Source organism: Methylobacterium cerastii (assembly GCF_022179125.1).
In the GTDB taxonomy this organism is placed as follows: domain Bacteria; phylum Pseudomonadota; class Alphaproteobacteria; order Rhizobiales; family Beijerinckiaceae; genus Methylobacterium; species Methylobacterium cerastii.
In genome coordinates, this window is sequence record NZ_BPQG01000029.1 from 78,872 (window position 1) to 98,709 (window position 19,838).

Annotated in this window: 23 protein-coding genes; 5 read left to right on the top strand and 18 right to left on the bottom strand. The window is 70.9% G+C overall.

All coding sequences use genetic code 11. The features are described from left to right. Positions 1-7: 7 nt before the first annotated feature. A complete protein-coding gene (locus MFF13_RS10240) occupies positions 8-250 on the top strand; it encodes a DUF1674 domain-containing protein (RefSeq protein ID WP_147830912.1) in 243 nt (80 codons plus the stop codon). Between the two features lie 105 nt (positions 251-355). Beyond that, entirely contained in the window at positions 356-664 is a 309-nt protein-coding gene (locus MFF13_RS10245) for a cupin domain-containing protein (RefSeq protein ID WP_147761886.1), read from the top strand. Between the two features lie 25 nt (positions 665-689). Here MFF13_RS10245 and MFF13_RS10250 read toward each other — a convergent pair whose 3' ends face one another. Next, positions 690-1,160, bottom strand: a complete 471-nt coding sequence (locus MFF13_RS10250; RefSeq protein ID WP_373322511.1) for a L,D-transpeptidase — start codon at positions 1,158-1,160, stop codon at positions 690-692. Positions 1,161-1,376: 216 nt separating this feature from the next. Next, on the bottom strand, positions 1,377-2,024 hold the full coding sequence (bluB, locus tag MFF13_RS10255) for a 5,6-dimethylbenzimidazole synthase (RefSeq protein WP_147750572.1): 648 nt from the start codon (positions 2,022-2,024) through the stop codon (positions 1,377-1,379). 400 nt (positions 2,025-2,424) lie between these two features. On the opposite strand from bluB, the gene MFF13_RS10260 reads away from it, so the two are divergent. Beyond that, positions 2,425-2,799, top strand: coding sequence for a DUF2794 domain-containing protein (locus MFF13_RS10260; RefSeq protein WP_147750571.1), 375 nt, complete (start codon positions 2,425-2,427; stop codon positions 2,797-2,799). A gap of 108 nt (positions 2,800-2,907) precedes the next feature. Here the strand turns inward: MFF13_RS10260 and MFF13_RS10265 are convergent, their stop codons facing one another. The 3 genes from MFF13_RS10265 to MFF13_RS10275 form a co-directional block, all read right to left on the bottom strand. Beyond that, positions 2,908-3,675 carry a Bax inhibitor-1/YccA family protein gene (locus MFF13_RS10265; RefSeq protein ID WP_147750570.1) on the bottom strand — a complete coding sequence of 256 codons (768 nt, stop codon included), beginning with the start codon at positions 3,673-3,675 and terminating at the stop codon, positions 2,908-2,910. 234 nt (positions 3,676-3,909) lie between these two features. Continuing rightward, a complete protein-coding gene (locus MFF13_RS10270; RefSeq protein ID WP_238272113.1) occupies positions 3,910-6,480 on the bottom strand; it encodes an ABC transporter permease in 2,571 nt (856 codons plus the stop codon). After that, positions 6,480-7,172: an ABC transporter ATP-binding protein gene (locus MFF13_RS10275; protein ID WP_147750582.1), complete on the bottom strand. Its 693-nt coding sequence runs from the start codon at positions 7,170-7,172 to the stop codon at positions 6,480-6,482. Before MFF13_RS10275 ends, MFF13_RS10270 begins: the two co-directional genes overlap by 1 nt. Positions 7,173-7,379: 207 nt before the next feature. On the opposite strand from MFF13_RS10275, the gene MFF13_RS10280 reads away from it, so the two are divergent. After that, positions 7,380-8,030: an arylesterase gene (locus MFF13_RS10280; RefSeq protein ID WP_147750568.1), complete on the top strand. Its 651-nt coding sequence runs from the start codon at positions 7,380-7,382 to the stop codon at positions 8,028-8,030. 1 nt (position 8,031) lies between these two features. Then, the gene (thpR, locus tag MFF13_RS10285) at positions 8,032-8,571 is read left to right on the top strand and encodes an RNA 2',3'-cyclic phosphodiesterase (RefSeq protein WP_147812911.1); all 540 of its coding nucleotides are present in this window, start codon (positions 8,032-8,034) and stop codon (positions 8,569-8,571) included. Between the two features lie 6 nt (positions 8,572-8,577). On the opposite strand, the gene coaA is transcribed toward thpR, so the two are convergent. From coaA to MFF13_RS10350, 13 genes are all read right to left on the bottom strand, one after another. Further along, complete coding sequence (gene coaA, locus MFF13_RS10290; protein ID WP_147750566.1) at positions 8,578-9,588, bottom strand: type I pantothenate kinase; 1,011 nt, start codon at positions 9,586-9,588, stop codon at positions 8,578-8,580. Next, entirely contained in the window at positions 9,585-9,908 is a 324-nt protein-coding gene (locus MFF13_RS10295; protein WP_147750565.1) for a phosphoribosyl-ATP diphosphatase, read from the bottom strand. The genes coaA and MFF13_RS10295 overlap by 4 nt, the downstream gene beginning before the upstream one ends. A gap of 209 nt (positions 9,909-10,117) precedes the next feature. Next, positions 10,118-10,894, bottom strand: a complete 777-nt coding sequence (hisF, locus tag MFF13_RS10300; protein WP_147750564.1) for an imidazole glycerol phosphate synthase subunit HisF — start codon at positions 10,892-10,894, stop codon at positions 10,118-10,120. Between the two features lie 12 nt (positions 10,895-10,906). Further along, positions 10,907-11,392: a DUF29 domain-containing protein gene (locus MFF13_RS10305; RefSeq protein ID WP_238272114.1), complete on the bottom strand. Its 486-nt coding sequence runs from the start codon at positions 11,390-11,392 to the stop codon at positions 10,907-10,909. Between the two features lie 37 nt (positions 11,393-11,429). After that, complete coding sequence (hisA, locus tag MFF13_RS10310; protein WP_147750562.1) at positions 11,430-12,176, bottom strand: 1-(5-phosphoribosyl)-5-[(5-phosphoribosylamino)methylideneamino]imidazole-4-carboxamide isomerase; 747 nt, start codon at positions 12,174-12,176, stop codon at positions 11,430-11,432. Between the two features lie 44 nt (positions 12,177-12,220). After that, positions 12,221-12,883 carry an imidazole glycerol phosphate synthase subunit HisH gene (gene hisH, locus MFF13_RS10315; protein ID WP_147750561.1) on the bottom strand — a complete coding sequence of 221 codons (663 nt, stop codon included), beginning with the start codon at positions 12,881-12,883 and terminating at the stop codon, positions 12,221-12,223. Between the two features lie 22 nt (positions 12,884-12,905). Then, positions 12,906-13,385, bottom strand: coding sequence for a DUF2628 domain-containing protein (locus MFF13_RS10320; RefSeq protein WP_147750581.1), 480 nt, complete (start codon positions 13,383-13,385; stop codon positions 12,906-12,908). Positions 13,386-13,491: 106 nt separating this feature from the next. Then, a complete protein-coding gene (gene hisB / locus MFF13_RS10325; protein ID WP_147750560.1) occupies positions 13,492-14,079 on the bottom strand; it encodes an imidazoleglycerol-phosphate dehydratase HisB in 588 nt (195 codons plus the stop codon). A gap of 87 nt (positions 14,080-14,166) precedes the next feature. Then, positions 14,167-15,042, bottom strand: coding sequence for an S-methyl-5'-thioadenosine phosphorylase (locus tag MFF13_RS10330; protein WP_147750559.1), 876 nt, complete (start codon positions 15,040-15,042; stop codon positions 14,167-14,169). Between the two features lie 264 nt (positions 15,043-15,306). Beyond that, entirely contained in the window at positions 15,307-16,218 is a 912-nt protein-coding gene (locus MFF13_RS10335; protein WP_147750558.1) for a cytochrome c1, read from the bottom strand. A 20-nt stretch (positions 16,219-16,238) separates the two neighbouring features. Then, positions 16,239-17,525 carry a cytochrome b gene (locus MFF13_RS10340; RefSeq protein WP_238272115.1) on the bottom strand — a complete coding sequence of 429 codons (1,287 nt, stop codon included), beginning with the start codon at positions 17,523-17,525 and terminating at the stop codon, positions 16,239-16,241. Positions 17,526-17,542: 17 nt separating this feature from the next. Then, positions 17,543-18,115 (bottom strand): ubiquinol-cytochrome c reductase iron-sulfur subunit, encoded by a 573-nt coding sequence (gene petA / locus MFF13_RS10345; RefSeq protein WP_147750556.1) that lies wholly within the window; start codon positions 18,113-18,115, stop codon positions 17,543-17,545. 249 nt (positions 18,116-18,364) lie between these two features. Then, positions 18,365-19,774: an MATE family efflux transporter gene (locus MFF13_RS10350; RefSeq protein WP_147750555.1), complete on the bottom strand. Its 1,410-nt coding sequence runs from the start codon at positions 19,772-19,774 to the stop codon at positions 18,365-18,367. Between the last annotated feature and the right edge of the window lie 64 nt (positions 19,775-19,838).

The window sequence follows — 19,838 nt, forward strand, 5'->3', positions numbered from 1 at the left end:
GAGTCCGATGCAAGTTGAAACCAATCCCGACGCCGCCGAAGCCGGTCCAGTCGAATCCGGCGGCGAGCCCGCCGCCCGTCCCCTCACCCCGGCGGCCGAGCGCGCCCTGACGGAGGCGGCCGAGCGCCGCAGGGCGATCGACGCGCGGGCGGCGGCGGTCTCGGCGGCCCCCGAGCGCCTCGGGCGCGGCGGGCTCGAACCGGTGCGCTACGACGACTGGGAGGTGAAGGGGCTCGCCGTCGACTTCTGATCGCAAGTTCCGACCAGACGGGGCCGTTGGTCGCGCGAAGCCGCCGGAACGACCGGGCGAGCCTGCTGTTGGGCTCGCGAAGCGCAGTGCGAGACGAGGCCCCCGATGATCACCAAGGTATCGAGCAAGGATGCGCCGAGCGGCGCCCACGGCGAGGTCGCGCTGGCGAAGGGCGAGCTGGTCGGCATGCGGATGTGGCGCGACGAGCCGCCGGCCGACGACAAGCCGAGCACCACGTCCGATTACGAGACCGTGGGCTACGTGATCTCGGGCCGGGCCAAGCTGGTGCTCGAGGACCGGACGGTCGCGCTCGAGCCGGGCGATTCCTACTGCGTGCCGGCCGGGACCGTGCACACCTACCACATCCTGGAGACCTTCACGGCGATCGAGGCGACGGCGCCGGCCGCCGCCTGATCTTGCGGGGTTCTGGAGCCAATCCTCAGCGCGTCACGTAGACCGGGGTGCCGACCGAGACGCGGTCGTAGAGATCGACCACGTCCTGGTTGTACATCCGGATGCAGCCGTAGGAGGCCCAGGTGCCGACCGAGCTCGGGCGGTTGGTGCCGTGGATGGCGTATTCGCCGCCCGAGAGCGTCATCGCCGCGGCGCCCATCGGGTTGTGCGGCGAGCCGCCGGCGATCAGGTTCGGCAGGCGCGGGTTGTCGCGCTTGACCTCGCTCGGCGGCGACCAGGCCGGCTGCACGTACTTCCCGTCGATCGCCTTGGTGCCGAACCATTGCTTGCCGGGCTTCCCCACCGCGACGGGGTAGCGGATCGCAGTGCCGTCGCCGTTGACGAGGTAGAGCCGGCGCTGCGAGACGCTGATCACCACCGAACCCGGCATCGCCCCGTCCGCGAACGGCACCACCTCGCGCGCCGCCACCGGCGTCGCCACGAGGCCGGCCAGCATCGCGCCGCCGAGGCCCGTGGACACGTATTTCCTGACCGACATCTGGGGATTTCCTTCGCAGAGCGTGACCGTTCGCTGCAGCAGTAATCCACGGCCAAGCTCTGCGTTCCAGCTCGTCCTTCGAGGACTGCGGGTTTGCTCACGCTCTTCGCGGAAGACGGTAAAAAGCGCTCGATGTCCTTTCGACAAAGGCGAACGTTCGTCGAAGGATTTGCTTTACCGCTCGAACAGACGCGCGGCCGTCGCGTCCTGCGCCTGCCAGCCGTGGCGCACGAGCTCGGGGTCGGCGTGCTCCTCCACGGGGAGGCCGACGCAGAGGTAGGCGACGAGGTGCCAGCTCTCCGGCACGTCGAGCAGCGTCCCGATCCGGGCCGGCTCCAGGATCGAGACCCAGCCGGTGCCGAGGCCGCGGGCGCGCGCCGCGAGCCAGAAGGTCTGCACGGCGCCGACCACGGAGTAGCGCAGCATCTCCGGCATGGTCGCCCGGCCGAGGCCGTGGCCGGCCTCCGTCGCGTCGTCGCAGAAGACGGCGAGGTGCACCGGGGCCTCGCGCAGGCCCGCGAGCTTCAGGGCGCGGTAGCGCGCCTGGGTCTCGTCGTCGTAGCGCAGGGCCGCGTCGGCGTTGCAGCGCTCGAAGCTCGCGACCACGCCGGCGCGGCGGGCGGGGTCGGCGACGCGCACGAAGCGCCACGGCTGGCTGTTGCCGACCGACGGGCTGCGATGGGCCGCCGCCAGGCTCTCGCGCAGCAGGGCCTCGTCCACCGGGTCGGCGCGGAAGCGGCGCACGTCGCGGCGCCACGCGAACAGGTCGTCGAGCGCCTGCCGGAAGTCGTCGTCGAAGCGGGGCGGGCGGGCGTCGGTCATGGTCGGCCCGCCTCATAGCGGGTTTCGGCAGGGTTTGCGCGTTCCTGCTCAGCGCGCCGGGCGCGAACAAAAAAGGCCGCCCTTGCGGGCGGCCTGAAGTCCTTGGGTCTCGAAACCTCTGGGATGTCGCGTCGTGCGGTCCGGTGACGCCCGCGGGCTGGGGAGCTCGGGATGCGGACGACCGTCGGGGCACGACCCGACGAGGGTTCGGCCCTCGTTGTCGAGTCGCAACACGGCCCGGGAAAGGCGTGATCGGGGCGAAACCGCGGCATTTGTTTCTTGGGCGTGTCCTGTCCGCAACGAACGAATCGGTGAACGCGGCCTTGTCCGGGACCCTTGCGGGCCGGCCGCCCGAGGCCCATCCTCAACGATCGGTAGCAGGACCCACGGCGGAGGGACGATGAGCGAGCGCGCAAGCGGCGAGATCCGGACAGACGAGTCGACGGCCCGCGTGGTGCCCTTCCCCAGCCCGTCCACCGCCCCGCAGATCGCGTTCGACCGGCACGAGCTGCGCACGATCTTCAACCTCTACGGCCGCCGGGTCGCGGAGGGCGAATGGCGCGACTACGCCCTCGATTTCCGTCGGGACAAGGCGGTGTTCTCGATCTACCGCCGCACCTCCGAGATGCCGCTCTACCGGATCGAGAAGGACCCCAAGCTCGCCCGCCGCCAGGGCGCCTACGCCGTGGTCGCCGCCACCGGCGTGGTGCTCAAGCGCGGCGCCGACCTCGCCCGCGTGCTCGCGGTGCTGGAGAAGCCCCTGCGCGCGGTGTGAGCCCGAGCCCGATCCCTTTCCTTTTCGGGAGAGGAAGCCACCGCGCGCATGAAAAAGGCCCCGGCATTCCCGCCGGGGCCTTTTTCGTTCGTCCGGTTCGGAATTCGCTTAGCGGCGGTCGCCGAGGAGCGAGAGCAGGAACTGGAACATGTTGATGAAGTCGAGGTACAGCGTCAGCGCACCGTTCACCGACATCTTGGCGGCCGCCTCGCCGTCGAAGCCGCTGGAGAGATACATCTCCTTCAGCTTCTGGGTGTCGTAGGCGGTCAGCCCCGCGAAGATCAGCACGCCGAGCACCGAGACGGCGAACTGCAGCGCCGACGAGGCCAGGAAGATGTTGACGATCGAGGCGATCATGATGCCGATCAGGCCCATGATCAGGAACGAGCCCATGCCCGAGAGGCTGCGCTTCGTGGTGTAGCCGTAGAGGCTCAACGCGCCGAAGGTCGCCGAGGTGATGAAGAACACCCGCACCACGCTGGCGCCGGTGAACACCAGCAGCAGCGTCGACATCGAGGCGCCCATCACCGCCGCGAAGGCGAAGAACATCGTCCGCGCCGACGAGGCCGACATCCGGTCCATCCGCATCGAGAAGACGAGGATGAAGGCGAGCGGCGCGAACATCAGGACCCACTTGAGCGGGCTGTTGTAGAGCGTCTGGCCGAACGGCGTCAGGGCGAGACGCCCGGTCGCGGTCGCGGTGGTGGCGGCCATGTTGAGGCCGAGCGCGACCAGGCCCGAGATGCCCAGGCCCACGACCATGTTGTTGTAGACGCCGAGCATGAAGGTCCGCAGGCCCTGGTCGAACGCGACCTGGGTGCCGGCCTGCGACGGCGCCTGGGCGCCGTAGCGGAAGGGAGAGTTGTCGAATGCCATGGGAGTGACCTCGGAAGGCTCGCTCGTGCGTGGTGTTTGAGACGAGGCCCACGCAGGGGACCTCTGGCGCCGTCGAGCGCCTCGGGTTGGAATATGTTGCTTTCGGCCGCCCCGCACAAGAGCCCGATAGAGCTTGGAAAAGCGCTTTTGGTGAATCCGCGGCCGTTAATTTTGTTCACGAAGTCTGGGATTAAAGTTCGGTCATACTTCGTCGCGCATCAGGATTGCCGCATCTTACGATTGTCGCAAGTACGGCGCCGGCTTCTGGCCGAGGATGCGCCAGGTGCCGGTGAGCCCCAGCACCACGGCGAGCACCACGGCGGCTGCCGCCGCCACCAGCGCCCCCGACAGGTCGAGGACGAAGTCGAGGCGCATCACCTTGGTGACGATCACCCAGCCGGCCAGCGTCCCGGCCAGCAGCCCGAACAACGCGGTGACGAGGCCGAGCGCGCCGTATTCGAGGCCGTAGGCGGTGAGCAGCCGTCCGCGGGTGGCGCCGAGCACCTTCAGCACCACGGCGTCGTAGAGCCGCGCCCGGTGCCCTGCGGCGATGGCGCCGGCCAGCACGAACAGGCTCGCCAGCACCGCCACCGCGCTCGCCCCGCGGATCGCCAGCACCAGCCGGCCGACGAGGTCGCCGACGGCGTCGAGGGCGTCCTTCACCCGCACGCTGGTGACGGAGGGGAACGTCTTGGCGACGTCGCGCAGGATGCGGTTCTCGATCGGTCCGTTCGTGCCGCCGGGCAGGGTCAGCGTCGCGAGGTCCGAGTGCGGCGCCCCGCGGAACGTGCCGGGGGAGAACACCATGACGAAGTTGATGCCGAGGTTGCGCCACTCGACCTTGCGCAGGTTGGCGATGGTGGCGGTGAGGTTCCTGCCGAGCACGTTGACGGTGACGCGGCTGCCGACCTTCAGGCCGAGGTTCCTGGCCAGCTCCGCCTCGAACGAGACCAGCGGGGTCTTGGCCTCCTCGGCCGTCCACCACTTTCCGGCGACGATGTTCGAGCCCTCGGGCACGTCCTCGGCGTAGGTGATGCCCCGGTCGCCGTCGAGCACCCAGGCGGCGTCCTCCGGCGGCCGGATCTTCTCGGCCGGCACGTCGTCCAGCGCCACGATGCGCCCGCGCATCATCGGCACCCGCTCGATCTTGGCGGCGGGCGCCTGGCGCGCGAGGAAGTCGTGGAAGGCGTTCGAGTCGGCCGCCGGGATGTCGAGGAAGAACAGGTTCGGCGCGCGTGCGGGCAGGGTCGCCGAGATCGTGCGGCGCACGTTCACGTCGATCAGGCTCAAGGTCACGAGGAGCGTCACGCCCAAGCCCAGCGACAGGACGATGGCCGGCGTCAGGGCGCCCGGGCGGTGGAGGTTGGCCAGCGCCATCCGCGGCGCGGTGCGCTTGGGATGCGGCAGCCGGCGGGCGAGCACCATCACGCCGACCGCGACGAGGCGCAGCAGGCCGAAGGCGATGCCGGCGGCGGCGATGAAGATCAGGGCCACGCGCCGGTCGAAGGCGGTGCCGACGGCGAGACCGACCAGGGCGGCGAGCGCCAGCGCCAGGATCAGTCGGTAGCGCGGGCGGATGCGGGCGGCGGCCGGGTCGACGGTGTCGCGAAACAGCCCCGAGACCGGGACGTCGTGGGCGCGCCCGAGCGGCGTGATCGCGAAGGCCAGGGCGGTCAGGAGCCCGTAGGCCGCCGCCTGAAGCAGTTGCAGCGGCGCCAGCGTCGGGTTCAGCGGCAGCGGCAGGCTGTCCCGGAACAGCGCGTCGAGGACGAACGGCAAGGCGGCGCCGACGACGAGGCCGATCGCCGTGCCGAGGCCGGCGATCAGCATCACCTGCGTCAGGTACAAGGCGACGACCTTCGAGCCCGGCGCGCCGACGCTCTTCAGGGTGGCGATCGAGGGGCGCTTGCGCTCGACGAAGGCGTTGACGGCGTTGGCGACGCCGACCCCGCCGACGATCAGCGCGGTGAGGCCGACCAGCGTCAGGAACTGGGTGAAGCGCTCGATGCTCTTGGAGAAGCGCGGGTCGGCGTTGGTACGCGCCCGCATCTCCCAGCCGGCCTGTGGCGCCGCGGCGGCGATTCGCGCGGCGGCGGCGTCGAGGCCCGCGTCGTCGGCGCCCGGCAGGATCAGCCGGTAGCTCCAGCGGTTGAGGCTGCCCGGCTGGACGAGGCCGGTCCGCCGCAACGCGTCTTGCGACATGATGAGCCGCGGCCCGAAGCCGATCCCCCCGGCGATCTTGTCCGGCTCGGAGACGATGGTCGCGCGGATGGCGAAGGGCCGGCCCGCGAGGGTGAGCCTGTCGCCGACCTTGAGGTCGAGGCGGGTCAGGAGGGCGGGGTCGGCGAGCGCTCCGTCGATCCCGTCCCGCTCGGCGAGCAGGCCGGCGAGCGGCGCCTGCGGCTCGGTGACGAGCTCCCCAGCCGACGGGTAGCCGGAATCGACCGCCTTCAACTCGACGAGCGCCGCGCCCTCCCCCGCCACCGCCATGGCGCGGAGCGAGGCGACCACGTCCACCCGCCCCTGCGCGTCGAGGGCCGCCCGCTCGGGTTCCGTCGCCTCGCGGTTGATCAGGCTGTAGCTCAGGTCGCCGCCGAGGATGCGCTTGCCCTCCCGCCCGAGGCCGTCCGACAGCGAGCGCGAGATCGAGGCGACGCCTGCGATCGCCGCGACGCCGAGCGCGATGCAGGCGAGGAACACCGCAAACCCGCCCAAGCCCCCGCGGAGCTCGCGGAGCGCGAGCCGTAGGGTGAGGGGAAGGCGCGAGGGGGGCGTCCGGTCCTGTCGGGAAAGGGTGCCGTGCATCAGGCCGCCACCGGCTCCTCGATCCGTCCCGAGCGCAGGCGCACGGTGCGGTCGCAGAGGCGGGCGAGCCCCGGATCGTGGGTGACGAGGACGAGCGTCGCGCCGCGGTCGCGCTTGAGCGCGAACAGCAACTCGACGATCTGGCGCCCGGTCGCCTCGTCGAGGTTGCCGGTGGGCTCGTCGGCCACCAGGATCGCCGGGTCGGGGGCGACGGCGCGGGCGATGGCGACGCGCTGCTGCTCGCCGCCCGAGAGCTGGGCCGGGTAGTGGTGCAGCCGGTGGCCGAGGCCGACGGCCTCGAGCTCCCGCTTGGCGCGGGCCTGTGCCTCGGGCTTGTCGGCCAGCTCCAGCGGCAGGGCGACGTTCTCCAACGCCGTCATCGTCGGGACGAGGTGGAAGGCCTGGAACACGATGCCGATGCGCCGGCCGCGGAAGCGCGCGAGCGCGTCCTCGTCGAGGCGCCCGAGGTCGGTGTCCTCGATTCGGATCGCGCCGGAATCGGGCCGCTCCAGCCCCGCCATCACCATCAGCAGGGTCGACTTGCCCGAGCCCGACGGCCCGACGAGGCCGACCGCCTCGCCGCGGGCGACGTCGAGGGAGATCCCGCGCAGCACGTGGACGCGGGCGGCGCCCCGGCCGAGGCTGAGGTCGATGCCGGAAAGGGCGATGGCCGGCGTTCCGGACGCGGGCATTTCCGGCGAGGGCTTGCTGGAAGAGGGCTTGTCGTCGGTCACGGCTGAGCCGATCTGTGCGGGATGGCGAACATGCGGGACGGAGATCACGGTTGGCGGACGAACGTTCGGTGCGCTTCGGCACGACCCGTGCCGACCGAGGCTCGTGGAGCCGATATGGCGACCGCGACGGAACTACGCCATGACGGCCGGCGCAGGACGATCCTGATGGCCCTGTTTGCCGCAGCGGGGCTGGTCCTGTCGATGGCCGGCGTCGCGCCGGCGAAAGCCGACCCGCCGCCCGGGCCGAAGCCGATCCGTCTGGTGGCGTTGGGCGACAGCCTCACCGCTGGCTACCGCCTGCCGGCGAGTTCCGCCTTCCCGGCGGTGCTGGAGCGGGCGCTCGCGGCGAAAGGTCGGACGGTGACGGTCGCCAACGCCGGCGTCTCGGGCGAGACCGCCACCAACGGCCTCGACCGGGTCGACTGGTCGGTCCCCGACGGCACCGACGGCGTGATCCTGGAACTCGGCGCCAACGACATGCTGCGCGGCACCGACCCGGCCGTGACGCGGAAGGCGCTGGAGGCGATCGTCGCGCGGCTGAAGGATCGCGGCATCCCGGTGCTGCTCGCCGGCATGCGCGCCTCGACCAACCTCGGACCCGACTACGTCGCGCGCTTCGACGCGATCTACCCCGACCTGGCCCAGAAATACGACCTCGTGCTGTACCCGTTCTTCATGGCCGGCATGGTCGGCGACCGGGCCTACACCCTCGACGACGGGCTCCACCCGAACGCCAAGGGCGTCGACGTGATCGTGGCCGGCATCCTGCCCTCGGTCGAGGCCTTCCTCGGGCGCCTCCCAGCCAAGGCGCCCTGAGATGCCGCGCCTATTCACGGCGCTCGCCCTCCCGCCGGAGATCGCCGCCGGGTTGGCACCGTTCCGCGGCGGCCTGCCCGGCGCCCGCTGGATCGAGCCGGCGGATTACCACGTCACCCTGCGCTTCCTCGGCGACGTGCCGGTCGCCCTGGCCGAGGACGCGGTGGAGGCGCTCTCCGAGATGCGGGCGCGCCCGGCGATCGCGGTGGTGCTGGACGGCCTCTCGGTGTTCGGCGGCGACAAGCCGCGCGCGCTGCTGGCCAGCGTCGCGGCCAACCCCGACCTGATGGACCTCCAGGCCGAGCAGGAGCGCCTGATCCGAAGGGCCGGCGCCGAGCCGGAGCGGCGCAAGTTCGTGCCGCACGTGACGCTGGCGCGCCTGCGCCGCGAGGCCACGCCCGAGGCGGTGGCGATGGCCTTGTCGCAGGCGCCGATCTTCACGCCCCAGCGCTTCTCCGCGACGGAGGTGGTGCTGTACTCCGCGCGCGACTCGACCGGCGGCGGGCCGTACGTCGCGGAAGCCGCGTTTCCGTTCGCCTGAAGGGGCCTACAACCGCCGCAGCGCCACGCTCTCGATGCGGTGGCTCGCTCCCTTGGCCAGGATCAGGCTGGCGCGCTGGCGGGTCGGCAGGATGTTGTCGCGCAGGTTCGGCAAGTTGATCGTCGACCACAGCCGGTCGGCGATGGCGAGCGCTTCCGCCTCCGGCACCTCGGCGTATTTGCGGAAGTACGAGCGGGGGTCGCGGAACGCGGTCTGGCGCAGGCGCATGAAGCGCATCACGTACCACCGGTGCAGGTCGTCCTCGTGCCCGTCGAGGTAGATCGAGAAGTCGAAGAAGTCGGAGACGAACGGGATCGCGGTGCCGTCGCGCGGCAGGCGCGCCGGCTGCAACACGTTCAGGCCCTCGACGATCAGGATGTCGGGGCTCTCCACCACCCGCTCCTCGCCGGCCACCCGGTCGTAGACGAGGTGGGAGTAGAGCGGCGCGGTCACGCGCTTCCGGCCCGATTTCACGTCGTGCAGGAACTGCAGCAGGGCGGCGGTGTCGTAGCTTTCCGGGAAGCCCTTCCGGTCCATGATGCCCTGCGCGGCGAGCTCGGCGTTCGGCAGCAGGAACCCGTCGGTGGTGACGAGGTCGACCTTCGGGGTGTTCGGCCAGCGCGCGAGCAGCGCGGTGAGCACGCGGGCCGTGGTCGACTTGCCCACCGCCACGGAGCCGGCGAGCCCGATGATGTAGGGCGCCTTGGTCTCGCGCTCGGCCATCAGGAAGCGCTGGGTCGCCTTGAACAGCCCCTGGCTCGCCGCAACGTAGAGCGAGAGCAGCCGCGACAGCGGCAGGTAGATCGCGACCACCTCCTCCAGCGAGATCGGGTCGTTCAGCGATTGCAGGCGCTCCACGTCCTCCTGCGTCAGGGTGAGCGGCGTGTCGGCGCGCAGCTGCGCCCAGGATTCGCGGCTGAACAGGCGATAGGGCGAGATCCGCTCGGGCCCGTCGCCCGTGACCGGGTTCTGCCCCGTCACCGGATTCTGGCCGGGGGCGAGCGCGGCCGCCTTCATGCCGGCGGCCTCGACGCCTTCTCGGCGATGCCGCTCTGCGCGGTGCGGCGTTCCAGCTCCGCCATCACCGCCGACAGCTCGACGCCCCCGGCGCGCAGCAGCACGACGAGGTGGTAGAGCACGTCCGCCGCCTCGTTGGTCAGGCCGGCCTTGTCCCCCTGCACCGCGGCGATGGCGGCCTCCACCGCCTCCTCGCCGAGCTTCTTGGCGGCCTTGGCCGGGCCGCCGGCGAGCAGCTTGGCCGTGTAGGACTGGTCGGGCGCGGTGCCGGCGCGGCTCGCCACGAGGCGTGCGAGGTCGTCGAGGGTGTAGGCGGACATACAAGACCCGTGCGGCAGGGTTCGAAGGCGACGATGCCGTCGCCGGAACCTGCGTCAACGGCGGGCGCCGGGCAAGCGGGGAGCCGGCGCAGGAGCGCGTCGCCACCCGCATTTCCGCGACGGCCGGCCGGAATTGTCGGAAAAATGGTTCCGGATCGTGCCATGCCCAGGCCCTGCTATGGGAATGGGTTCACCGCACGGGACCGGGTTCAGGCGTCCAGCCGCATGGCGAGGCCGGCCGCCGCCATGTGCACCTTGGCCTCGGCGACGCTGTGCTGCCCGAAATGGAAGATCGAGGCCGCCAGCACCGCGCTGGCATGGCCCTCGGCGACGCCGGCCACGAGGTCGTCGAGCCCGCCGACGCCGCCAGAGGCGATCACCGGCACGGTCACCGCGTCGGCGATGGCGCGGATCAGCGCGAGGTCGTAGCCCGAGCGCGTCCCGTCCCGGTCCATCGAGGTGACGAGCAGCTCGCCCGCCCCCTTGGCCGCCACCGTGCGGGCGAAGGCGATCGCGTCGAGGCCGGTGGGGGTGCGGCCGCCATGGGTGAAGATCTGCCACGCGTCCGGCTCGCCCGGCGCCGAGGTGCGCTTGGCGTCGATCGCCACCACGACGCATTGCGCGCCGAACTTCTCCGCGGCCCGCGCCACGAGGTCGGGGTCGTTCACGGCCGCCGTGTTGATCGCGACCTTGTCGGCGCCGGCGAGCAGCAGCGCGCGCACGTCCGTCACCGCCCGCACGCCGCCGCCGACGGTGAGCGGCATGAAGCAGGCCTCCGCCGTGCGGCTCACCACGTCGAGCAGGGTGCCGCGCGCCTCGTGGCTCGCGGTGATGTCGAGGAAGCAGAGCTCGTCGGCGCCGGCCGCGTCGTAGGCCTTGGCCGCCTCCACCGGATCGCCCGCGTCGCGCAGCTCGAGGAACTTCACGCCCTTGACGACGCGGCCGTCCTTGACGTCGAGGCAGGGGATGATGCGGGTCTTGAGCACGGGGGCGGCCCTTCAGGCGGTCGTGTCGTCGGGGTCGATCGCGAAGGGACGCGTCAGCATCTCGTCGCGGGTGTAGGGGCAGGTCTCGGGGAAGGTCGCGAGGGGCAGCCGGGTCTCCCGCGCCGCCCTCAACCGGGCCGTGTCGTAGGCGCGTTCGAGCGCCTCGTCCAACCGGCTCTTGAGGCCGGGGTTGTCCTTCAGCACGAAGGATGCCTCCTTGCACTGCTCCTTGATCGACAGCGTCCAGGACCGCGTTCGGCGCGCCGGCTGATGATCGAACTTCAGCATGTGCAGGAGGAGGACGCGCCACGCGCTGACGAGGCTGTTGAACTCGCTCTTGCCCAAGCTCTCGATCTCCTCGGCGAGGTTCTGCAGATCGAGGGCGGTCAGGTCGCCGGCCCGGAGGCGCGCGCTCTGCTCCTGCGTCCAGGTGTAGAAATCGTCCGCGTAGGCCGTTCCGGCCTCCGCCGGTCGCGCCGCCTTCGCCAAAGCCGTCATCGCAGCCTCCCGGCAAATCCTTGACCGGGCGAGACTATCACGAGGCGGCGTTGCCGCGCGCGGCCTTGATCGCGAACAGCGCCGCCCGCGGGTCGATGCGGCCGTCGTAGAGGGCGCGGCCGGTGATGGCGCCGGCCAGCATCGCGCAATCGGGCTCGAGCAGGCGGTGCACGTCCTCGATCGAGGCGAGGCCGCCCGAGGCGATCACCGGGATGCTCACGGCTTCGGCGAGCGCCACCGTCATCTCGATGTTGAGGCCCTTCAGGATGCCGTCGCGGGCGATGTCGGTGTAGATGATCGCCGAGACGCCGGCATCCTCGAAACGGCGGCCGAGGTCTTCCGCCGTCATGCTGGAGGTCTCGGCCCAGCCCGCCACCGCGACGCGCCCGTCCTTGGCGTCGATGCCCACCGCGATCTTGCCCGGATGGCGCCGCGCCGCCTCGTGGACGAAGGCCGGGTCGCGCACGGCTGCCGTGCCGATGATCACCCGGGCGACGCCCTTCTCGAGCCAGCCCTCCAGCGTCCGCATCTCGCGGATGCCGCCGCCGAGCTGCACCGGGATGTCGATCTCGGCCAGGATCGCGTCGACCGCGGCCGCGTTCATCGGCGCGCCGGCGAAGGCGCCGTCGAGGTCGACCACGTGCAGCCAGGAGAAGCCCTGGTCGGCGAACGCCCGGGCCTGCGCGGCCGGGTCGTCGTTGAACACCACGGCCTGCGCCATGTCGCCCTGCACGAGCCGGACGCAATGTCCTTCCTTGAGATCGATGGCCGGATACAGGATCACGCGGACGCTCGTTTCTTCTGGGCGGTCGATGGAGGACGCGGCATCTACGGACGCCAGCGCAGAAAGTTCGCGAGCAGGGCCAGCCCGAGATTCTGGCTCTTCTCCGGGTGGAATTGCGTGCCGGCGAGGTTGTCGCGCGCCACCATCGCGGTGACGGGACCGCCGTATTCCGCCTCGGCGACGACCTCGTCCGGGCGATCGGCCTTGAGGGCGAAGCTGTGCACGAAGTAGGCGTGCAGCCCGTCCGGCCCGGTGCGGATGCCGTCGAGCAGGGGATGGTCGCGTGCCGGCGCCAGGGTGTTCCAGCCCATGTGCGGGATCTTCAAGGCGGGATCCGACGGCCGGATCGGCCCGACGTCGCCCGAGATCCAGCCGAGGCCGTCCGTGGTCTCGTATTCGAGGCCGCGGGTGGCCATGAGCTGCATGCCGACGCAGATGCCGAGGAACGGGCGCCCCGATCCGATCGCCGCCTCGCCCATCGCCTCCACGAGGCCGGGGACGGCGTCGAGCCCGCGGCGGCAGTCGGCGTAGGCGCCGACGCCGGGGAGCACGATCCGGTCGGCGCGCGCGACCGCATCCGGATCGCCGGTGACGACGATGCGGGTCTCAGGCAGGCCGGCTTCGCGGGCGGCCCGCTCGAAGGCCTTGGCCGCCGAGTGCAGGTTGCCCGACCCGTAATCGATGATCGCGACGGTCTCGGCGCTCACGGTCTCTGTCCCTTGAAGACGCTCACCGGCCGCCCTGCGCCGGGAACAGGCCGATCACCGGCTCGACCGCGCGGGCGCCGGCGAACTCGGTCGAGGTTCGCACACTCGGCGTGCGGGCGGGGTCGAGCCAGCGCGTCATCGCCTTGGCCTCGGCCTCGTCGGCATTGAAGGCCACCACCGCGTCGCGCGCCGGCCGGCCGTTGCGGGCAAGCGTCCAGCGCCGGAGCGAGGACGCCTCGAGCCCGATCAGGACCAGGACCAGCAGCGTGATGACGGTGCCGGCCGCCGGCGACAGGCCGAGGCCGTAGCCGACGAGGGCCGTGGCGCCGAGCCCGGCGAGGACGAGCAGGGCGGCGAGCCAGAGGCGGTGATACAGGAACCACAGGACCGAGAAGGCGAAGGCCGTGCCTGAGAACCCGTCCGGCACCAGCTGCGCCCGGTCCAGGTCGTGCGCCTCGCCGGGGCGGGCCTCGTGCGGCAGATGGAGCGTGTAGCTGCGCATCCTCATGGCGACCCTCTTCCTCCCCCGTCACGCCTTCGAACTGGCGCAACCTTCGCGAACGCGCCGGTAACCCTAGAGCGAACCCCGGCCCAGAGCGAACCCCGACCTAAAGCGAACCTTTGGTCGAGGGCACCCGCCCCTCCTCCCGAGGATCGACCGCGACGGCCTTCCGCAAGGCGCGGGCCAGCCCCTTGAAGCAGCTCTCGGCGATGTGGTGGGCGTTGTCGCCGTAGAGCGTCTCGACGTGGAGCGTGATGCCGGCGTTCATGGCGAAGGCCTGGAACCACTCGCGCACCAGTTCGGTGTCGAAGGCGCCGATCTTCTCGACGCGGAACGCGGTGCGGAACACCAGGAACGGCCGGCCCGAGATGTCGATCGCGACGCGGCTCAGGGTCTCGTCCATCGGCATGTGGATGTCGGCGTAGCGCGCGATCCCGCGCTTGTCGCCGAGCGCTTTCGCGAAGGCCTGGCCCAGCGCGATGCCGCAATCCTCCACCGTGTGGTGCTGGTCGACGTGCAGGTCGCCGGTCACCCGGGCCTCGACGTCGAACAGCCCGTGCCGGGCGAAGAGCTCCAGCATGTGGTCGAGGAAGCCGACGCCGGTGGCGATCCCGATCTTGCCGGTGCCGTCGAGGTCGATCGAGACCGAGACGTCGGTCTCCGCCGTCTTCCGGCTGATGCTGGCGCTGCGCATGGGCTTCGTGATTTTTCGTTGGCCGGGCCGACGCGGCCGGCTTTGGTGCCTTCTAGTGCGGAAGCCGTCGCCGGGGAAAGGGGCTGCTCAACCGTTGAGCACGCGCCCCGCCACCGCGTCGAGCTTGGCCAGCAGCTCCGGGTCGCGGTGGGACGGCGCCGTCATGATCGCGCCGTCGAGCGCCCGGTGCGAGCCCGCTGGGCAATCCTCGCGGGTCGCGGGCAGGTCGCGGGCGAGCCGCGCCACGAGGCGGGCGGCCTTGTCGGCGTTGGCCCGCGCCACTGCGACGACGGCGGCCACGTCGACCGCGTCGTGGCCCGGATGCCAGCAGTCGAAATCGGTGACCATCGCGATGGTGGCGTAGGTGATCTCGGCCTCGCGGGCGAGCTTGGCCTCGGGCATGTTGGTCATGCCGATCACGTCGAACCCTTGCGCCTTGTAGCTCTTCGATTCGGCGAGCGAGGAGAATTGCGGCCCCTCCATGCAGACGTAGGTGCCGCCGCGGTGCACCGCGATCCCCTCGGCCTCGGCCGCGTTCGCGATCCGCTTCTGCAGGTTCGGGCCGACCGGGTGGGCGAGCGAGACGTGGGCGACGCAGCCGTTGCCGAAGAACGAAGACGGACGCCCCACCGTCCGGTCCACGAACTGATCGACGAGCACGAACAGGCCCGGATGCAGCTCGTTGCGGAACGAGCCGCAGGCCGACAGCGAGACGAGGTCGGTGACGCCGGCCCGCTTCATCGCGTCGATGTTGGCGCGGTAGTCGATGCCGGTGGGCGAGAGCCGGTGCCCGCGCCCGTGCCGGGCCAGGAACACCACTTTGGTGTCGCCGACGTGCCCGATCCGCAGGGCGTCGGACGGCTCGCCCCAGGGCGAGGCGACCCGCTCCTCGCGCACGTCCTCGAGCCCCGGCAGGTCGTAGACCCCGGACCCGCCCATCACACCGAGCACCGCTGCCGTCATGTCGTTCGTCCGTTGAGACTGGTGGGGTACGGGATCCGCGACGGAGCTCTCTCTGCCAGGGAGAGAGGGTTGGGGTGAGGGCCGTGATCTCTCCGGAAAGCTCACGCCCCTCATCCTGTCCTTCTCCCCCTGGGAGAAGGGACCCGCGCAGGTCTCGGCGAGGTCGAGATCTCCGCGACCCGCTATCACGATCCGCGTGCGGCGCAAAAACGCGAACGGGCCCCGCGAGGGACCCGTTCGGTCGTCCGTGGATCGATCGCGCGATCAGCCCGCCTTGTGCAGCTCGGGCTGGAGGCCGTGGACCTCGCCGCCGACGTCGGCCCAGACGCGCTTCTTGACGTAGTAGAGCAGGCCCGAGAGCAGGATCAGGAACAGGATCACCCGCAGGCCGAGCGCCTTGCGCGCCATCATGTGCGGCTCCGCGGCCCAGGCCATGAAGGCCGCGACGTCCCGGGTGTACTGGTCGACCGTCTCCGGCACGACCGGCTGGCCGGCCTCGTTCTTGGCGTAGGTGACCTGCCCGTCGCTGATCGGGTTCGGCATCGCGATCAGGTGGCCGGGATAGTACTTGTTGTAGTGCACCCCGTCCGGCACCTCGGTGCCCTTCGGGGGCTCCTCGTAGCCGTTCAGCACCGCGTGGATGTAGTCCACGCCCTGCTCGGAATAGCCCACGAAGGGGAGCGCATCGGTGATGAACCACGGGAAGCCGCGCTCGAAGGTGCGGGCCTTGGCGAGCACCGAGAAGTCCGGCGGCGCCTTGCCGCCGTTGGCCGCGGCGGCCGCCTGGTCGTTCGGGAAGGGCGGCGGGAACTTGTCGGCCGGGCGGCCGGGCCGCTCGAACATCTCGCCCGCGTCGTTGGGGCCGTCCTTGACCTGGTAGGTCGCGGCCAGCGCCTTGACCTGGCTCTCCGAGAAGTCGGGGCCGCCCTCCTCCGCGAGGTTGCGGAAGTCCACGAGCTTCATCGAGTGGCAGGCGGAGCAGACCTCCTTGTAGACCTGGAAGCCGCGCTGGAGCTGGGCCTGGTCGAACCGGCCGAACACGCCGGCGTAGCTCCACTTCAGGCGGGGCGGCTGGTTGCCGCCGTGGGCGTCCTCGGCGGAGGCCGCCGAGGAGCCCAGCGGGGCGCCGAGGGAAAGCGCCAGCAGGGAGGCGGCGAGAAGGCTCGAGAGTTTCATCGTCGGTTCCGGTCCTGCCCTCAGCCCTTGGTGGTCGGCGCCGCGGCGGCGCCCGCCGGCATCCCCGACCCGCTCACCTGCTTGCCCGGCCCGGTGACGCTCTCCAGGATCGATCCGGGCAGCGCCTTCGGGGTCTCGATCAGGCCGACGATCGGCATGACGAGAAGGAAGTGGGCGAAGTAGTAGAAGGTGCAGATCTGCGAGGCGATGACGTAGCCGCCCTCCGGCGGCTTGGCGCCGAGCCAGCCGAGGATGACCGTGACCGCGAGGAACAGCCAGAAGAACTGGCGATAGATCGGGCGGTAGTTGCACGAGCGCACCCGCGACGTGTCGAGCCAGGGCGCGAGCGCCAGGATCAGCACCGCCGAGAACATCAGGATGACGCCGCCGAGCTTCGAGGGCACCGCGCGCAGGATCGCGTAGAACGGCAGGAAGTACCATTCGGGCACGATGTGGGCCGGGGTCACGGCGGGGTTGGCCGGGACGTAGTTGTCGGCGTGGCCGAGGTAGTTCGGCTGGTAGAAGATGAACCACGCGAACAGGATCATGAACACCACCACGGCGAACACGTCCTTGATCGTGGCGTAGGGGGTGAAGGGCACCGCGTCCTTCGAGGACTTGATCGGGATGCCGGTCGGGTTGTTCTGGCCGGTGACGTGCAGCGCCCAGACGTGAAGCACCACGACGCCGACGATCATCCATGGCAGCAGGTAGTGCAGCGAGAAGAAGCGGTTGATCGTCGGGTTGCCGACCGAATAGCCGCCCCAGAGCAGGCTCTGGATGGTGTCGCCGACCACGGGGATCGCGGCGAGGATGTTGGTGATGACGGTGGCGCCCCAGAAGCTCATCTGGCCCCACGGCAGGGTGTAGCCGAGGAAGGCGGTGGCCATCATCAGGAGATAGATGATCACGCCGAGGATGTAGAGCACCTCGCGCGGGGCCTTGTACGACCCGTAATACAGCGCCCGGAAGATGTGCACGTAGACGGCGACGAAGAACATCGAAGCGCCGTTGGCGTGTGCGTAGCGCAGCAGCCAGCCGTAGTTCACATCGCGCATGATGTGCTCGACGGAGTTGAACGCCTGGGTCGCCGAGGGCTCGTAATGCATGGCGAGCCAGACGCCGGTGACGATCTGGATGCCGAGGAACGCCATCAGGATGGCGCCGAAGGTCCAGAAGTAGTTCAGGTTGCGCGGCACCGGGAAGGCGACGAACGAGGAATGCACCAGCCCGAGGATGGGCAGGCGCGCCTCGAACCACTTCGCGACGCGGCTCTTGGGGACGTAGGCGTTGGCGTGAGCGCTCATGGGATGTCCCTCGTGTCTCAGGCCGCGGCCTTGGCTTCCTCGCCGATGCGGATCTTCGCGTCGGTCTGGAAGGAGTAGGGCGGGATCGGAAGGTTGATCGGGGCGGGGCCGCGGCGGACACGGCCGACGGCGTCGAACTGCGAGCCGTGGCAGGGGCAGGCCCAGCCCTCGAAGTTGCCCTGGTGGCCGATCGGCACGCAGCCGAGGTGGGTGCAGTTGCCGTAGACCACGAGCCACTGGTCGTGGCCCTTCTTGACCCGCGCGCCGAAGGGGGCCGGATCGGAAAGCTGGCCCTCTGGAATCGCCTTCATGTCCGTCACCTCTTTCTCGGTGAGCTTGCGGACGAAGATCAGCTTGCCGCGCCAGAACACGTTGACGATCTGGCCGTCGGTGATCGGGGTCAGGTCCACGTCGATCGGCGCGCCGGCGGCGATGGTCGCGGCGTCCGGTGCCATCGAGGCGACGAAGGGCCATGCGACGGCGCCGACGCCGACCGCGAGGCCTGCGCCCGTGGCTAGGAACATGAAGTCGCGGCGGGTTCCGTCCGGGGCGGCTGTGCCGGTGGACGCGGCGGCGGAGGTGTTCGCCAAAGTCGTCAATCTCCCAGTGTGCCGTCGCCCGGTGTCGTGGCGTCGGGCGGGTCGGTGGAGCGCTCCCGAGCGGATGGAATTCCGGGCACGCCCGACGCGTCGGGCCGCCCGCGCAGGGTGGACCAGAGCATCATCGTTCTAATCTGTGCAATGCGACCGCACGTCGCCCGAAGTCAAGCCAAGCTGCGCGGTAGGGCGACACGGAGCGGCGTTCCTCGCGACACGGATCGGCCTTCCTATCGTGTCGTCCTACCGCGCCGGCGGTAGGGCGGTCAGCCGGCGCCAGCGCGCGGTGAGCAGAACCGCCACCACGAACAGGCCGGCGCAGAAGCCGAGCCAGATCCCGTAGCCCTGCAGCCCCGCGCCCCAGGCCAGCGCCGCGCCGGCAGGCACGCCGACGCCCCAGTAGCCGCCGACGGCGATCCACATCGGCACCTTCGTGTCCTGCAGGCCGCGCAGCATGCCGAGGGCGACCGACTGCACCCCGTCGGCTACGGCGAACATGGCCGCGAAGCCGAGGAAGCCCACCGCGTAGGGCATCACCGACGCGTTGGCGGGTGCGTCGACGTCGAGGAACAGCCCGATCAGCAGGCGCGGCGCGCCGAGTTGGAGGCTGGCGCAGACCAGCATGAAGCCGAAGCCGAGTCCCAGCGCGACGCGGCCGGCGAGCCGCACTCCGGCGCGGTCGTGCGCACCGTGCCGCAGGCCGATGCGCACGGTGGCGCCCTGCGCGACCCCGTTCGGGACCATGAAGCAGAGCGCCGCGATCTGGATCGCCACCGCGTGCGCGGCGAGCTGCGCCGCGCCGAACAGGCCCATGCCGAGCACCGCCGCCTCGAACAGCCCGGCCTCGGCCAGGCCTGTTCCCGCCATCGGCAGGCCGAGGCGGAACAGGGCGGAGAGCCGCGCCGCATCGAAGCGCCAGACCCGATGGAGCAGCCGGTACTGTCGCAGGCCGCGGTCGCGTAGGATCACCGCGACGAGCACGAGGAGCGTGAAGGACGCCGCGCAGGTGGTGGCGATGCCGACCCCGACCAAGCCCATGCCGAGGCGCCCGGGCCCCTCGAAGGCGAGCCAGATCCCGAGGCCGACGTTGACCGGTAACGCCAACAGGCTGGCGGCCAGCGGCCAGTTCGGGCGTTCCAGCGCCGCGAAGGCGCCGCGCATGACCATGAACAGCAGAGCCGGCCACATCGCCCATTGCAGCGCCCGCATGTAGCGGCCGGCGGCCTCGGCCAGCGCCGGCGGCTCGCCGATCGCTTCGAGCAACGCCTGCGTGTGCCACAGGCCGAGCATCAGCGGGATCGCGACGAGGGTCGCGGCCCAGAAGCCGGCGCGCACGATGCGGCGCACGGCGTCCGAATCGGTGCGGTCGCGCCCGAGCGCCTCCGCGATCAGAGGCGCCACCGCCGAGGTCAGGCCGATGCCGCAGATGAACAGGATGAAGTACAGGCTGGTGGCGAGCGTCGCCGCGGCGAGCTCGGAGGCTCCGAGTCGCCCGAGCATCACCGTGTCGGCGGTGATCAGCCCGTGTTGGGCGAGATTGGTAAAGACGAGGGGGGCGGCGAGCGCGAGCGTCGCGCGCAGCTCCGTGATCCAGGGCCGGCGAAACGGGGGCCGTCCCTCAACGGCGGACGCCGCGAGGCCGAATGCCGGCATGTCTTGGTCTCTCGATTTGGACGTTGCTCAGAGCCGACCTTCCCTCCCCCCTCTGCGGGGGAGG